Source organism: Embleya sp. L77 (genome assembly GCF_055557415.1).
Genome location: NZ_CM145710.1, coordinates 3,594,873 through 3,607,800, shown reverse-complemented (window position 1 = coordinate 3,607,800; position 12,928 = coordinate 3,594,873). Strand labels below are relative to the sequence as shown.

Sequence of the window (12,928 nt, the reverse complement as noted above, 5' to 3'; positions counted from 1 at the left end):
ACGTCGCGGTCGTGAGTTGGCACCCCAGGACCCGGGAACTCGCGGTCGTCGCCGCGAACCTCCCCACGGATATCCTGAACCGCTCCCCGCGCACTGTGAGCATTCACGTGACGTCACCGCCGGGAGATCAGGCGTCGAACGCGTACAGGTGCCGCCCGATCACCGTATACGCCGTTCCGTCGGCGACCGCCGTCATTTTCGCCGCGGCGCCCCGAATGCCCGCGTGCCATCGCCGCGCACCGGTCCAGAGGTCGAACGCCCGCACCCAGGGACCCTGGCCGACGTACACCGTCTTTCCGGACACGATCGGCGGCCCCGCTTCGCCGACGTACACCCTCTTCCCGGGCACGATCTCCACTGCGCCGACGTACACCGTCTTCCCGGACGGGATCGGCGGCCCCGCTTCGTCGACACGAGGACCCGACGATGCGGTTGCGGATGATGGGTGTACCAGGTACAGCCACCCTTCGTGGTCGATCCCGCACACCACGCCCTCGACCACGGTAGGGGACACTCCCGCCAGGCGGTTGCGCGACTTTCCGGCGGGTCCCAAGACAATCGACGTTCCCGGGGGCCCGGGCGGATCCAGGGGTGTCCTCCACAGGCCCCCACCCTTCGCGAGGAAGTAGAGGAAGCCGCCGGCCGCCACGGGGACAGATTCGGGGTCGAGGGCGTGAGCGAACCCGTTCGACAGTTGCCGACCGGTATGGGCGTCGAAGACGTAGATGCGGTTGTCTGCGCAGGCGGCGATCACGTGGTCCGCTGTCACGAAGGGGGTGCCGAAGCCGGGTTGAACGTCGTTCACGGCCGTCCAGCGCTCGCGGCCGGTGTCCGCTTCGAGGCAGGTCAGGGTGCGGAGGTCGACGACACACACCATCCTATGGCCGACAGCGAGGTGGACGGTCGGGTAGCGCGCGGGCGAGGACCATCGTTCCGTACCTCGCGCGGCGTCGAAGGCGCGGACGGCCCAATCCGAACCGAAGCCCCCGTAAACGACTCCGTCGTGGACCGTCATGCCCATCAGTCCCCCGGGCTTTGACCATCGCTCGGCGCCGGTCCGGGTGTCGAACGCGACCAGCGCCCCCCGTGTCTCGATGTACAGGGTCTCGTCGTCGGCTGCCACCACCGTGTGCGCGCCGGGCACGGGCCGCCACCATCGCGGTTCACCGCCGATGGTGAATGAACGCGCGCCCTCGTCGTCGACCACATGCACCGCTCCGCTCCCTGCCGTCACTCCCACGACGCGGGCGCCCACCGGCTGGCGCCATCGGAAACGAGTCCCGGTCACCGTGAGACCCGCCCCCGCGAAATCGGCCGCCGCCGCAGCACCCGGCAGGGCGACGGTCGCCGCGACCCGCACGCCCAGGCGCAGCAGGCTGCGGCGGGTCTGCGGCCTCGGGGCGGGTTTGGCGGGGTCGGTGGGAGGTGGGATGGGGTGTTCGGGGCGGGGAGTGAGGCGACGGTCGGCGGTGTCGACGAGGGTGAGGCACTCATCGAGGAGCGCGTGGACCCGGCCCAGGACAATCGCCGCGTCTGCGTGGGTATCGACGTGGGGCGAGACGGGCGTGGGGGTGACGTGGTGAGGGTGTTCGGTGTGGGCGCGCAGTTGGGCGAGCTCGTGTTCGCGTAGGGCCAGCGCCCGGGCGGCGCGCTCGGCGACATCTCGGGCCCGGTTGCGGGCGTTTCGGGCTCGGGTGAGGTGGTCCAGGGCGGTGTCGCCGTCGGTGCGGGTGCGGTCGATGGCGTGGTCGAGTCCGGCCAGGCGGTCTGGGTCGACCGGGGGATCCGTGACCGCGAGGACGCGTTCACGGGTCAGGTCGGCGAGTCGGCGACGCAGGTGCTCGACGAGGAAGTACAGCACGAGGGCGACCTTCTCGGCGTGGGCCTGGGCCTGGTGGCTCTCGTCGAGTGCCCTGCGGAGTTCGTTGACCTGCTCCAGCGCGGTGATCAGGCGTTCGCGATCGTCGTCCGTCCGCGTCATCTGCGCTGCGGCGGATGCCGGCGCGGGCGGTGGGACCGGGGTTGGGTAGGCCGTGTGGACGGGGGTGGGGCGGGTGTGGGCGGCGGTCCACAGGGTTCGGGCGTGGTCCAGCCTCGACCGGTGGGTGGAGACGTCGCCGGAGCAGGAGTCGACGACGGCGACGACGAGGTCCCAGGTGAGGCCCTCGCCGTTGAGGCGAGTGCGCAGCACCTTCAGGGAAGGTACCTCGACGGGTTCGGCGTCGGGGTGTTCGCGGGGGAAGTGTTCCGGGGTCAGCGCGGCGTGCAGACGCCCCACGGTGAGCCCCGCCTGCTCGATCCACGTGCGCAGCGTCCGCACCAGGTCGTTGATCTCCCTACTCGAACCCCTGGGTTCGCCCCAAGACCGCCCCGGCCGCCTGCCCGTCCCTCTCCCGCCCACGTCCCCCACCCGCCCACGTCCCCCCACCCGCTCGTCGCCCCCAGGGAGCAGGCCCGGGTTGTTCCCGGAACGACCCGGTGACGTTCCCCGGACATCATCGAACCGTCTTCGGGCCCGGTCCGGGGCCGGGATCGTGGGATTCGCCGGTCACGACGACCATCACCCCTCTTCGCTCCGGGAGACGACCATGCCCCGCTCACACCCGCACGCCCGCGACACCGACGCATCCACGACCACGCCGTCCCGCCGGCGCCGCCGGGTCCGCACCGCCGTCGCCACCCTCGCGCTCGCGATCCTGGTGGGCGTCGGCCAGGAGACCGGCCGCCACCTGACGACCGAGACCGTCGACGTCGTACGCGCTGTCGTCGAGTAGAACCCGCGACCTTGTGTGTCCCGCGTCGCTCCCGCGCCAGGGGCGGGACACACGTCCGGGCGAACGGCGCGAGCGTCACGAGCGGCCCGCGAGCCGTTCGGCACGGCGACCGAGCCCCACGCGCCCGTCGGCGTCCCACGGCCGGGACGGGCTGGGCACGATCGCGGTCCTGCCGGATGCTTCGGGGGCGTCGGCCACCACCGATGGCCCCGGGGCGTCGACCTCGCTTCTCGGCGCGACGGGTGCCGTGGCCGCCGCCGGGATCGCGATGTCGGCACCGGCCGACGCGAAGGCCCCGACCGTCAGGATCGTCACCACCACGGAGGCGAGCGTCCCGCCGAGGCCACGGTCCGATGCCCCTCCGGCCACCACCTCACCGGCGGCGGGACCGGCGACATGGACGTGTACCTGTGGAAGTCCCGCCCCACCGACCACGGCAACGGATGGATCGCGGCCTCCTGCGGGGTCCTGAGCAACGAGAAGGCTCCGCCGAGGGCTGCGGCATCAACCTCGCGTGGAAGGCGACCGTGTACGCGGCGTGCGAATCCGACTCCTGACCCCCACACGCGGACGACGACACGACCGCCGACCCGGGACACCCGGGCCGGCCGGTCGGGACGCGTCCCCGGGCCACACTCGCCGGGTACGCGAGCGTCGCAACCGGGCGGATCCCACGCGACACGACGACGACGGACACCCGGCCACTCCGGGGCCGTCGGGCCGGGCTGACGGTTCCGAGACGAGCACTCGCCCCGGCGGCGGATCGGGCGTCACCCCGAGGGCGGGCCGGCATCGGGGCCCGGCGTGGCGGTGGCGAATTCTGAGACGTTCACGCGAAAAGGTGCCCCGGCCGGAGCGTTTCCTCCTCGTGTCGCCGCCGACTTGGCCTGGGGAGCTGACGACCCCGGCCCGGCGATGGGTCGTCGTAGCCGCCGCTTCCGGTCGGGGCCTCCTGCGACCTGTCGGATGGACGGTCCTCTACGGCCGGGATCGGCGCTGCGCGGCGCGGTCGACCTGACGGAGCAGCAGGTTCGCGAACTGGATGATCTCGGCGGCTTCGATCGGGTCGTCGAAGTCGACAGTGCGGTGGCTGGCGGGGTTCTTGTAGGCGCCCATGGCGCCGGCGAACAGCGCCGAGGCGGCCTCCTGTTCTCCGACTTCCGCGTCGGCGTCGGCGAGCGGGCCGCCGGGCTTGCCGTTCTGGTGCGGTTGGAACGCGGCGCGCATCAGCCGCACTCCGACCAGGGAGTGGTCCAGGCCGGATGCTTCCCGGACTGCGACCTCCACCGCCTTCGTCGCGGCGAAGCACGCCGTCTCGTAGTCGCCCAGGTCGAAGTTGGTGCGTACGGTCCCTTCGAGACGCGGATGCAGCGGGCCGGAGAGGCGTTCGCGTGCCTGGAATCGCGCCAGGCCGTCCGGGGCCTTGGCCAGGGCTCTGCCCTCCGTCGATATCCGTCGAAAAGCCTCGGACTGTGTGGGGTCGCGCGCGAGCAGGGCACGCGATTCCAACCACGTCCAGGCGTCGGCCAGTCCGTCCACCAGCGCGCCCACGTCCGGTTCGCCCTCGAACGCCTGACGGGCCGAGCCGATCAGTCCGGCGAACTGCACGTGGCGGCTGGTGCCTTCGGCGAGGTGTCGCAGGAGCGACAGCGCGACGTCTCTTGTGGGTAGTTGACGAATCTGCTCTGCCGGGACCGGTGGGATATAGCTGAAGTTCATGCGTTCACGGTACGGCTTCGTACCGGAGCAAGGACGGGCCGACGGTCAGGCCGGGGCCCGGGCCGGGACGTGGCTGTGCGGCCTCGGCCGCCCCGGCAGCTCCGCCTGGGCTCTCGCCGGCGCCGTCGAACACGCGCTGAACCGCGCCGGGACCGCGTCCCGCATCCGACGCGATCGACCACGCCCGACGCCACGACCACACCCTGGAGCAGTTCGTGGGTTCACCGATGGGGGCACCGACACCGACGGCGGGACGTAGCGGGAGCGGCGTTCGTTGGGTCTGTCTACCGGCCGGGCGTCGGGGGCGAAGGCGTCACCATCGGACGAATTCCAGGGTCTTCCCGGGCGTGACCGAGGTGCTCTTCCAGTCCGGAAGTCGCTTCGTCGTCAGGTGGCGCGCACGGTGTAGCGCGTGCGGCTGTGGTTCAGCAGGGTCAGGACGGGGTTTGTCAGGTTGGCGAGGTGTTCCTCGTCGAGGACCAGGGCGACCATGTGGCCGTTGTTGTTGGCGATCGCGCCGACGGGGGCTCCGACGCGTACGAGGGGCCAGTGGCGGCCGTGGGCGAATCCGGAGCCAACGCGCCAGGCCGCGCGCACCGCTGCGGGGTCGAGGCCGGTCTCGGAGGCGGCGGATTCGATGATCTTCCTGACCTCGGGGCGCGGCAACGGTGCAAGGCCCAATGTCGTGGCGAGGGCGTGGATTTCGTCGCGTCGCTGTGTACCCATCCTGGCGTCGGGGCCGGTGGGGGTGTGGCCGGTGTCGTCCTCGTACTGGCCGCGGTTGTGCATGTCCTGGGCCCAGGATGCCAGGGCGCGGGCGCGGCGTTCGTCGCGTCCGGTGCCGGCGAGGAGCCAGGTCGAGGTGGCGAAGTTCTCCAACGCGCCGCGCAGGAGCGTCCACGGGCTGTGGGGGTCGATCACGCGGGCCACGGTGATCTGCCGGGCGAGGGCGTCCACGTGGGACAGGCCCGCGGCGAAGGAGTTGCGGATCAAGGTGCTCGCCGTCCAGCCGCCCAGGGGCCGGTCGTCGGCCGCGAGGCTGGAGCGTGGGGCCGGCTCGGGGAGTGGGATGTAGGCGTCGGGGCCGTGGTGCGCCGAGACCGCGTCGAACAGTGGTTTCAGGAAAGCGAACTTGCCCTCGGTATCGGGCTTCGTTGTCGTCGTCATCGCGAATGCCACGCTAGGCCACGGCGGCGGGCGCACGCATCCGAATACCGGTGCTGTGCGTACTCGGCCCGAATCGGTCACGGGGTTGTCGTCGTCCGGGGCTCACGATGCCTTGTCAGATCGATGTGGCGCGCCTGCGGCGAACCATGACGCGCATCAGGCGTCCGAGGGCCGTCGGGCGGGAGGTGTCGCATTGAAGAAGTTCCGCAGGGGGGTCTCGACGAAGGTTGTGCGGTCCGGGCCCGGGGTCATCGTCGTGGGTAGGCGCGGCACGATGTCGCTGCCGAGAGCGTGGGAGGTCACGAGCCAGCGCAGGATGGTGTCCCGTAGAAGGGTTCGTGCTTCCAGGACGGCAGTTCCCCAATTCCCGGGACCGTCACCGAATGTAAGTGCTAGCTTCCGGTCGGCGATAGTTCGCTGGGAACGTCGTACGCGCCCGTCGTGAAAGCCAATCACGTTCCGGCGAGACCAGCACAGCACCGCTGCGGCTGCCGAACGGCAGCCCCCGCACCGCTGTGGCTGCCGAACGCTCGACCGCACCGCGCGCTCCGTCCGTCAGGTCCGGAACCACCGAATCATCCGGCCGGAAACGCCGAGGTCCACACGTCCGTCACGGATGTCCCTCGCGTTGATCGCACGCCAGCGGCGTGCCGCTTCGGCACGCCCGAAACGCCGAGGGCGTCCATGACCGACCAAGCGCAGCTTTGCTTCCCCGAACAGACTGGGCCTTTACCTCCGTCGGCCGCCGTTGACCAGGATGAGGACCTGGGCCCGGGCGTCACAGACCGCGCGTGCGAACTCGAAGTACGAGCCCGACAGGTCCGCCCGCTGACGTGGCTGCAATTCAAGACCATCCGCACGCTGTGCGGGGAACTCGGCCTGTCCGAACATGTCGCCGCCACCACCGCATGGCTCGCCGCCGACCCCCAGGTCATGATCCAACAACTCAAACAGCGGCGCCACGAGGTCGTCGCCCCCGGTGTTGCGGGCGTGGTCCTCAAACTCGACGTTCTCACCGCGTCGATCATCCGCGCACCGGAGAACCTACGGATGCGTGGCCTCCGCTACACCGGCGAGTTCACGATGCCCCTGTACGTCGCGGCGGCACGCAACGCCGCCCTGAGCCTGGACTTGTCGACGCAAGCCGGTCCTTCCGGCGCAACCTCGCTCGAAGACGCCGCCGCGTACCTGTTCACCCAACTCGAGCTCGTCGACGCATGCGTCGACGAGGACAACAAGTACGGCGACGACATCGCCGCGAACGGTATCCGCGTCGGCGGAATCCTCTTCCCGCTGGAGATCGCCCTCCCGGAGCGTCCCCGCATCGGAGGATGGGAGACCGCAGACTGCTACGGACGCCTGTATTTCGTACAGAAGGCCGAACGCATCGACGCGCGACAAGTCCTGGACTGGTTGACGCAGGTACCGACCAAACCCGGTGAGCTCAAGGAACACCCGCTTCTGGCTATGACGTCTTGAGTTGGCCCCGGCGGGACGCCTTGAATCGGCCCCACCCGGGGGGCGCGTTGGAGTGTTCGGGGGTGGTGTCGGCTTGAAGTGGCCCCGGGAGGGGTCTTGCGGTGGGACGCTGACTGTGTTTCACCGGCTTGGGGGACGCCGCCATGTCCTTGTCGAAGGAAGAGCTCTTCTCGCGCATACGTCACGACTCGTGGCGGGACGGTTTGTCGGTGCGGGCGTTGGCCCGCAGGCATGGCGTCCATCGCCGTCTCGTCCGTGAGGCGTTGTCGTCGCCGGTGCCCAAGCCACGCAAGCGTCCGGTCCGCAGATCTCCCCGGTTGGACCCGTTCAAGAAGACCATCGACGACTGGTTGCGCGCGGATCTGGACGCGCCGCGCAAGCAACGCCACACGACCAGGCGGATCGTGGCCCGACTCGAGCAGGAGCTCGACGCCCGGATCTCGTATCCGACGGTCCGTGACTACGTGACGGCCCGGCGCCCGGAGATCGCGGCGGAAGCGGGGGCGCCGGCCGAGGGATTCGTCGTCCGACACAACCGCCCGGGTGCGGACGCGGAAGTCGATTTCGGCGAGCTGTGGGTCGATCTCGACGGGACGCTCACCAAGTGTTTTCTCTTCGCGTTCCGCATGGCCTACTCGGGCAAAGCGGTTCACAGAATCACCGTCTCGTGCGGCCAGGAGGCATTCCTCGAAGGACACGTCCACGCCTTGTCGGTTCTCGGCGGGGTGCCCGGTGGTCAGATTCGCTACGACAATCTCACCCCGGCGGTGAAGAGAGTGGTCTTCCACAGCCGTTCCCGGGACGAGAACCCCCGATGGTCGGCGTTCCACCGGCATTACGGATTCACTCCTTTCTATTGCGAGCCGGGTCTGCGCGGCGCCCACGAAAAGGGCGGAGTGGAGGGACAGGTCGGCTACTTTCGCCGCAACTACCTCACTCCCGTTCCGAAAGTCACCTCGCTGGAGGAACTCAACGTCCGCATCCGCGAGTTCGAGGCGATCGAGGAGAACCGGCGGATCGGGTTGCGCATCCGCACGATCGGCCAAGACTTCCTCCACGAGTCCGGCCTGCTGATGAGCCTTCCCGACGACGCCTTCGAGACCGGCCTCGTCCTCACACCCCGGGTCGACCGCTACGCGCTGATCACCGTGCGGATGTGCCGGTACTCGGTCCCGGCCCGTTTCATCGGCCGCAAGGTCCGGGTGGTGCTGCGCTCCACCGACCTGGTCGCCTACGACGGGCGCGTCGAGATCGCACGACACTCCCGATTGACCGGTCGCGGCGGGGAACGCCTCGTCCTGGACCACTACCTGGAGGTGCTGCTGCGCAAGCCCGGCGCGCTGGCCGGTTCCGAAGCCTTGGACCAGGCCCGCAAGGAAGGTTCCTTCACCACCGCCCACGAGGCTTTGTGGGCGGCCGCCAAATCCGCGCACGGCGACGGGGAAGGCACAAAAGCCCTGGTCAACGTTCTCCTGCTGCACCGACACATGCACCATCAGGACGTCGTCGACGGCATCCGGGCGGCCTTGGCGGTGGGTTCCCACACCCCGGACGTCGTCGCGCTGGAGGCCCGCAAGGCGGCCGAGAGCCGCAACAGGTCGCCGACGGTCGCCGCCGAATCCCCTCGCGCGGCCCCGCCGCCGGTCGCCCCGGACCCGCAGAAACGGGTGACCAGCCTGACGATGCGGCGGGTCGCGCAGCTTCCCGGCGACGTCCGCCCGCCGCCCGCTCTGAACGACTGGGACCAGTTACTGCGGCTCAACCGGAAGGACTCGTCATGACGATCCCGCACCACAGCCTGACCGAACCGGCCTCGAACGCCGCGATCGACACCGCCTGCCGCGTCCTGCGTCTGCCCACGATCCGCAGCCAGTTCGAGGCCACCGTCTCGCGCGCGGAACGCGAGCATCTGTCCTACCGGGGGTTCCTCGCCGAGCTGTTGATGGCCGAGTGCGAGGACCGCGACCGCCGCCGGTCCGAGCGGCGGATCCGCGCGGCGGGTTTCCCCAGGCAGAAGTGGCTGACCGATTTCGAATACTCCGCCAACCCCAACATCCCACCGGCGTTGGTGAACAACCTCGCCACCTGCGAGTGGATCCGCAAAGGCGAACCGCTGTGTCTGATCGGCGACTCCGGCACGGGAAAGTCGCACCTGTTGATTGCACTGGGAACGGCCGCGGCGATGGCCGGATACCGGGTTCGTTACGCGCTCGCCGCCAAACTCGTGAACGAACTCGTGGAAGCGGCAGACGAGAAGCAGTTGACCAAGACAATCGCCCGTTACGGACGCGTCGATCTTTTGTGCATCGACGAACTCGGCTATCTCGAACTGGACCGCAGGGGTGCCGAGATGCTCTTCCAGGTATTGACCGAGCGGGAGGAGAAGAACAGCGTCGCCATCGCATCCAATGAATCGTTTGGAGGCTGGACGAAAACGTTCACGGACCCGCGTTTGTGCGCGGCGATCGTGGACCGGCTCACGTTCAACGGCACGATCATCGAGACGGGCACCGAATCCTATCGACTCGCCCACACCAAAGCCCGGATGCAGGCGAACGCTTCGGCGTAGTCACCCGTTCGGCGGTCGGTTCCGCTTCCCCATCCACTCGCGCACCGACGACGCGCGGTCCATCCGGGCCGCGATCTCGGTCTTGGCCGGCGCGTCCAGCGTCTCGGGGAGTTCCTCGAAGGCGGCCGGTCGAACATCGAGCAGACTCAAGATCTGTTCGCCGGTCCGCACCGACAACAGCAGTTGGCACCGCCACTGCGGGGAGACCGCGGGCCGATGTTCCAGGCGGTGTTCGAACATCGGATACAGGTGGTGCACGGCGTCTTCGGGGACGTGCCGCCGCAGCCAGTCGACCGACAACCTCTGGCTGAACCCGTAATCGGCGGCCTCGCCTTCCAAGCGGAGCAGTTCAGGGGTCCCGATCGCCCGGATCGTTCGCGGGAGGACAGCTGTCACGGGCCGATCATCCCACCGAACCGAGCGACCCCGGAGCCACGTCAAGCCAACACCCGGGGCCACTTCAAGACGTCACCAACCCCGGAATCATCCCCGGGTGGGGCCGATTCAAGGCGTCCCGCCGGGGCCAACTCAAGACGTCATAGCCACGCTTCAAGAGCGGCGCAACGCCCTGTTGTCCGTGTGCGGCAAAATCATCGCGGAGAACTCCCGCACCACGCCCCGCGAAGAACGTCTCCTCCTGCGGGCGGTCATGCCCAACACCACGCTCGTGCTGACCGTCGGCCAGCGGGTGCCCATGCCGGAGGTCCGCCGTCGTCTGGTATCCCTGCAACACCTCGATCGCCCCACGCCCTTCAGCCCGGACGCGGAAGGCGAGACACGCGCCGAAGCCGTCCTGGACGCCCTCCAGGCCAAGAACCTCCTCGCCAAACTTCCGGGCAGCTCACCCGAACAGGTTCGGGAGCTCCTCGACCAACCGGCAACGGCTATCTCGGCGGGAACCGCCCACATGGACGACATCGCGGTGCTTGCACTCGCGACCCTCTTGCACAATCCCGGAACACGTACCGACAACGTCATAGGCGCCGCCTTGAAAACCCGAGGGGTGATCGGCGCGCGCCGTACGCACGCGCGCTCCGAAGTCGCCGCACAGGTCGTCGCGCGCATCCTGCCCGACGACGGGACCCGCGACGCCCGCAGATCGGCCTTCGAACGCATCTGCCGCTGGGCCGAGATTCGCGACCTCACCGTCGACCCCCGCCCGTTCGACGAGATCCTGACTGACGCCCGCACCGAACTCAAGGCGCGAGAGGACGCCCGCGCACGGGGTACCACCCCACCGATCGGGCACGCCGTCGCACAAGTCGCAGTCCGAGGTGCCGCCCACCTGATCTGGAGCCCCACCCTCAACGCACCGCTGCTGCGACGCAGCAGCCACGGCGCCGGCAAGGGCAACGCCGGCGAACCGGGCGAGCTCCTACGTCAATTGGCGACCAGGGACCACGGACTGGAGCAACTCGGCCAAGCCGTATACGACGGCCGCGCCCAGCGCCCGGTGCACCTGCTCGAACCCGGCCGAAACGCGCACGAACGCCCGCCCCGGACAGACTCCCCGGACGAGCCCGACCACGTCGAGACCGCCAAGGCCGTGTCCGACACCGACCTCTTGGACATCGCGTCCGTCCCACGAAAGGCGATTCCCGACCCGACCGCGGCGACGAGAGTCGCCACGGACACGGACGTCCTGCGCGAACACGTCGCGGCCGTCAAGGCCGTGGTGGAGAGAATCTGGGCGCACCGCGACGACAAGGCGACCCGGCCGCACGTTCTGGCACGAGGATGGGCCGATCCGCACAACATCGTGGAAGACCTTGAGAAGCTCCACAGGGATCTCCTATCCGGCGTGATCCGCCACGAGACGATGAACCAGTCCCGTCACCTCGACGACGACGGAATCGACAACCTCGGCACGGACACCGACGAGTGAGACCTCCGGTGAAGTTCGGCGAACACCTGGCCGAGCACGTCCAAATCCTCGTGCGCATCGAAGTCCCCACCCTCGACGCTCCCACCGACGTCAATCCACTGGGCGTGGTCATGGGATGGTCTCGACCCGTCATGGCCCCGATGAGCGAAGTCACCGCCCGCCGCCGGTGGACGGACGTACGCAGCGGCGTGTACATCGTGTGCGAACCCGACGGCACGGTGCGCTACGTGGGCAGCATCCGCCGCCGAACCCCCGCGCTCGGCGAGCGCCTGCTCGCACACCTGAAGGAGAAACCGCTCCGGCGGGCCACATGGGCCCGTGTGGCCCTGATCCGGACACCGGACGTGCTTGCCACAGAAGCGGTCCGGCGTACCGAGGGCAGAGTCGGTCGGGCACTGGACCCGCAGGACAACGAACGTTTGCCGGCCGTGCCCAGTCGTGACCCGTGGATCCCACGGACCCGCTGACGAACAAACAGGGGAGGGGCATCAGTTGGCGTCGCCCCGCGTGATGCCCCTCCCCACACCGAGCATGAGATCCACCCGGTTTCCTGCGCCGCCGGTGCCCAAGCATGACGCTGCCTTCGCGTCGGTGATAGCAGTCGACCATGGTACCGACCAACCGATTTCGACGCGGTCCTCCGCGGTTTCGGCCCGGGTGACCGCCCGGGGCCGGGGGTGGCGGTGGCGCGACCGATCGGCCGGTGCATCGGTACGCGATCCCACCGCACGCGTGGCGGGCCCGGCAGCCACTCCGAGGGCGTGTTCGCGCAACGTCAGCCGCTTACGGCCCGGTCATCCGGGGTGTGGTCGGGGCTGGCATCCGAGCCGCGGTCGTCGGCAATAGTGCCGGCACTTCGGTTCGAGTTCGGCCATGCTGTCGGCATCGGATTCTCTCGTGGAACGGGCGCGGGGTATGAGCTTCGACGTTGCGGTGTCGTCCCTCGACCAACGACGGTTTGTTGGAGCTGGTCCTGGCGGTTCGTGACGGCGAGTTGGAGGAGTCCACCTGGCTGGAGACCAAATCGACCCTGACGCTGGGCAGCAAGGAGGGGATCTGCCACATCGCGCGGGCGATCCTGTCGTTCGCGAACCGGATGCCGGACGACGCCTCGCCCTATGTCGAAGGACACGCGTATCTTCTGGTGGGCGTCGAACCGGGCAACGTCGGGGGCGTCGAATGGGTGGACGTCGTCAAGTTCGGCCCCGGCGTGAGTCAGCTGATCGGGCCCGGTCTGCGATGGCATCGGAAACCGAGAAGCGCCGCGGGAACCGCCGCGCCCGCCGCGCCGGTTCGGCTCCATTGCGAGCTGGGGCCGACGTCAGGACCGCTCAG

11 protein-coding genes are annotated in these 12,928 nt (G+C 69.3%); 6 read left to right on the top strand and 5 right to left on the bottom strand.

Annotated features, from left to right (window positions below):
• Positions 1–127: 127 nt before the first annotated feature.
• Positions 128–2,320: an outer membrane protein assembly factor BamB family protein gene (locus tag ACZOOI_RS45440; RefSeq protein ID WP_465282675.1), complete on the bottom strand. Its 2,193-nt coding sequence runs from the start codon at positions 2,318–2,320 to the stop codon at positions 128–130.
• 268 nt (positions 2,321–2,588) lie between these two features.
• Between ACZOOI_RS45440 and ACZOOI_RS45435 the strand changes: the two genes are divergently transcribed.
• Positions 2,589–2,774, top strand: a complete 186-nt coding sequence (locus ACZOOI_RS45435; protein WP_465282674.1) for a hypothetical protein — start codon at positions 2,589–2,591, stop codon at positions 2,772–2,774.
• A 75-nt stretch (positions 2,775–2,849) separates the two neighbouring features.
• Here the strand turns inward: ACZOOI_RS45435 and ACZOOI_RS45430 are convergent, their stop codons facing one another.
• The 3 genes from ACZOOI_RS45430 to ACZOOI_RS45420 form a co-directional block, all read right to left on the bottom strand.
• Complete coding sequence (locus tag ACZOOI_RS45430; protein WP_465282673.1) at positions 2,850–3,095, bottom strand: hypothetical protein; 246 nt, start codon at positions 3,093–3,095, stop codon at positions 2,850–2,852.
• Between the two features lie 657 nt (positions 3,096–3,752).
• The gene (locus tag ACZOOI_RS45425; RefSeq protein WP_465282672.1) at positions 3,753–4,493 is read right to left on the bottom strand and encodes a TIGR02391 family protein; all 741 of its coding nucleotides are present in this window, start codon (positions 4,491–4,493) and stop codon (positions 3,753–3,755) included.
• Between the two features lie 387 nt (positions 4,494–4,880).
• Positions 4,881–5,660: a hypothetical protein gene (locus ACZOOI_RS45420; RefSeq protein WP_465282671.1), complete on the bottom strand. Its 780-nt coding sequence runs from the start codon at positions 5,658–5,660 to the stop codon at positions 4,881–4,883.
• A gap of 684 nt (positions 5,661–6,344) precedes the next feature.
• Between ACZOOI_RS45420 and ACZOOI_RS45415 the strand changes: the two genes are divergently transcribed.
• The 3 genes from ACZOOI_RS45415 to istB all read left to right on the top strand — a co-directional run bounded on the left by ACZOOI_RS45415 (position 6,345) and on the right by istB (position 9,708).
• Positions 6,345–7,139, top strand: coding sequence for a hypothetical protein (locus tag ACZOOI_RS45415; RefSeq protein WP_465282670.1), 795 nt, complete (start codon positions 6,345–6,347; stop codon positions 7,137–7,139).
• Positions 7,140–7,282: 143 nt separating this feature from the next.
• Entirely contained in the window at positions 7,283–8,920 is a 1,638-nt protein-coding gene (gene istA, locus ACZOOI_RS45410; RefSeq protein WP_465282669.1) for an IS21 family transposase, read from the top strand.
• Positions 8,917–9,708, top strand: coding sequence for an IS21-like element helper ATPase IstB (gene istB / locus ACZOOI_RS45405; protein ID WP_465278674.1), 792 nt, complete (start codon positions 8,917–8,919; stop codon positions 9,706–9,708). The genes istA and istB overlap by 4 nt, the downstream gene beginning before the upstream one ends.
• Here the strand turns inward: istB and ACZOOI_RS45400 are convergent, their stop codons facing one another.
• Entirely contained in the window at positions 9,709–10,104 is a 396-nt protein-coding gene (locus ACZOOI_RS45400; protein WP_465278675.1) for a hypothetical protein, read from the bottom strand.
• A gap of 181 nt (positions 10,105–10,285) precedes the next feature.
• Between ACZOOI_RS45400 and ACZOOI_RS45395 the strand changes: the two genes are divergently transcribed.
• Together ACZOOI_RS45395 and ACZOOI_RS45390 are read left to right on the top strand one after the other, a co-directional pair.
• Positions 10,286–11,593: a hypothetical protein gene (locus ACZOOI_RS45395; RefSeq protein WP_465282668.1), complete on the top strand. Its 1,308-nt coding sequence runs from the start codon at positions 10,286–10,288 to the stop codon at positions 11,591–11,593.
• Positions 11,594–11,601: 8 nt separating this feature from the next.
• Positions 11,602–12,060, top strand: a complete 459-nt coding sequence (locus tag ACZOOI_RS45390; RefSeq protein WP_465282667.1) for a hypothetical protein — start codon at positions 11,602–11,604, stop codon at positions 12,058–12,060.
• Positions 12,061–12,928 lie beyond the last annotated feature (868 nt).

What these genes read in the sequence shown, in the direction of transcription:
- ACZOOI_RS45435 (WP_465282674.1), top strand. Translation starts at nt 2,589, where the DNA reads ATGCCCCGCTCACACCCGCACGCCCGCGACACCGACGCATCCACGACC.
- istA (WP_465282669.1), top strand. Translation starts at nt 7,283, where the DNA reads ATGTCCTTGTCGAAGGAAGAGCTCTTCTCGCGCATACGTCACGACTCG.
- ACZOOI_RS45415 (WP_465282670.1), top strand. Translation starts at nt 6,345, where the DNA reads ATGACCGACCAAGCGCAGCTTTGCTTCCCCGAACAGACTGGGCCTTTA.
- ACZOOI_RS45425 (WP_465282672.1), bottom strand. Translation starts at nt 4,493, where the DNA reads ATGAACTTCAGCTATATCCCACCGGTCCCGGCAGAGCAGATTCGTCAA.
- ACZOOI_RS45420 (WP_465282671.1), bottom strand. Translation starts at nt 5,660, where the DNA reads ATGACGACGACAACGAAGCCCGATACCGAGGGCAAGTTCGCTTTCCTG.
- istB (WP_465278674.1), top strand. Translation starts at nt 8,917, where the DNA reads ATGACGATCCCGCACCACAGCCTGACCGAACCGGCCTCGAACGCCGCG.